The 1,730-nt window shown below is 65.3% G+C and carries 1 protein-coding gene, 1 tRNA gene and 1 pseudogene; all 3 read left to right on the top strand.

Annotated elements, in window-relative coordinates; translation table 11 throughout:
• Positions 1–261, top strand: a pseudogene (locus tag ACFDTC_RS04330) (hypothetical protein); the annotation flags it as partial.
• Positions 254–1,474: a cysteine desulfurase gene (locus ACFDTC_RS04325; protein WP_375257644.1), complete on the top strand. Its 1,221-nt coding sequence runs from the start codon at positions 254–256 to the stop codon at positions 1,472–1,474. The pseudogene ACFDTC_RS04330 and the gene ACFDTC_RS04325, both read left to right, overlap by 8 nt.
• Positions 1,475–1,555: 81 nt before the next feature.
• Positions 1,556–1,632: transfer RNA gene (locus ACFDTC_RS04320), tRNA-Arg, on the top strand.
• The last annotated feature ends 98 nt before the right edge of the window (positions 1,633–1,730 follow it).

Here is a 1,730-nt window from a genome sequence, read left to right as displayed (position 1 = left end):
CAGGCGCTGCGCGTGCTGGCGCAGGCCGTGGTTCTCGTGCTGATGCCGATCTCGCAGTTCCTCGGCGCCGTCGCGGTGATGGTCGCCTCGGCGCTGGGGATCTGGATCGCGGTCCACTTCATCGACGAGGCGCACGAGCTGCGCAGCGTCCTCAAGGCAATTCTCGTCCTGATCGTGGGCATCTTCGGCATGGCGATCGTGCTGTCCATCGTGCTGTCGGCGATCGGGATCACACCGGACGGAGTCACCGGATATGTATGATGTTGAGCGAATCCGCCGCGATTTCCCGATCCTGTCGCGCGAGGTGAACGGCAAGCCGCTGGTCTATCTCGACAACGGGGCCTCCGCGCAGAAGCCGCAGGTGGTGATCGACGCGATCACCCGCGGCTATGCCGAGGAATACGCCAACGTGCATCGCGGGCTGCACTTCCTGTCGAACCTCGCGACCGAGAAGTACGAAAGCGTGCGCGAGGTCGTCGTGCGCTTCATCGGAGCGCCCGACCCCGAGGAGATCGTCTACACCACCGGCACCACGATGGGCATCAACCTGATCGCCTACGGATGGGGCATGCCGAACCTGCAGGCGGGCGACGAGATCGTGCTGTCGGTGATGGAGCACCACGCCAACATCGTGCCCTGGCACTTCCTGCGCGAGCGGATGGGCGTGGTGATCAAGTGGGTGGACGTGGATTCCACCGGCTACCTGGACCCGCAGAAGGTCATCGACGCGATCGGCCCCAAGACGAAGCTCGTGGCGGTCACGCACCTGTCGAACGTTCTGGGCACCGTGGTCGACGTGAAGACGATCTGCCACGCCGCGCGCGAACGCGGTGTCGCAACGCTGATCGACGGCAGCCAGGCCGCCGTGCACATGCCGGTGAACGTGGCCGACATCGGCTGCGACTTCTACGCGATCACTGGGCACAAGCTCTACGGTCCCTCGGCGTCGGGCGCGATCTACATCCGGCGCGAGCGCATGGACCAGATGCAGCCCTTCATGGGCGGCGGCGACATGATCCGCGAGGTCCACAAGGACAGCATCACATGGAACGACCCGCCGATGAAGTTCGAGGCCGGCACGCCCGGCATCGTCTCGCAGATCGGACTGGGCGTGGCGCTCGACTACATGATGACCCTCGGGATGGAGAACATCGCCGCGCACGAGACGCGTCTGCGCGACTATGCGCGCGCGCGTCTGGACGGGCTGAACTGGATCAGCGTGCAGGGCACGACTCCCGACAAGGCGGCGATCTTCTCGTTCACGATGGACGGCGCGGCTCATGCGCACGACCTGTCGACGATCCTCGACAAGAAGGGCGTCGCGGTTCGCGCGGGCCAGCATTGCACCGGTCCGCTGATGGAGCACATGGGGGTGGCCGCGACCTGCCGCGCGTCCTTCGGCCTGTACAACACCAAGGCCGAGGTCGACCGCCTGGTCGAGGCGCTGGAACTGGCGCACGACCTCTTCGCCTGAGGCGCGGGGGCGGGATTTCCCGTTGCGGGCGGGCGGCGATTGCCCTAAACAGCCCGCAACGGCCGTTCGGCGGCCCGATGCGCTCGCGTAGCTCAGCTGGATAGAGTGTCGGCCTCCGAAGCCGAAGGTCACAGGTTCGAATCCTGTCGCGAGCGCCAAATTCCTTCGCCCAATCTTCGAAAATGCTCTGTACTTCCCGTCGCGCCCCGTGGCGCGGTTAGCAAGATCATTACCTTTCCCAGTCAATTCGGATACG

It is taken from the genome of Citreimonas sp. (assembly GCF_042096055.1).
GTDB lineage: Bacteria > Pseudomonadota > Alphaproteobacteria > Rhodobacterales > Rhodobacteraceae > Citreimonas.
Note: the sequence above shows the minus strand (reverse complement) of the source record. Positions and strands in the feature narration are given on the sequence as shown.

Bases quoted from the DNA above. Each gene is read 5' to 3' on its own strand.
- ACFDTC_RS04325 (WP_375257644.1), top strand. From the start codon at position 254: ATGTATGATGTTGAGCGAATCCGCCGCGATTTCCCGATCCTGTCGCGC.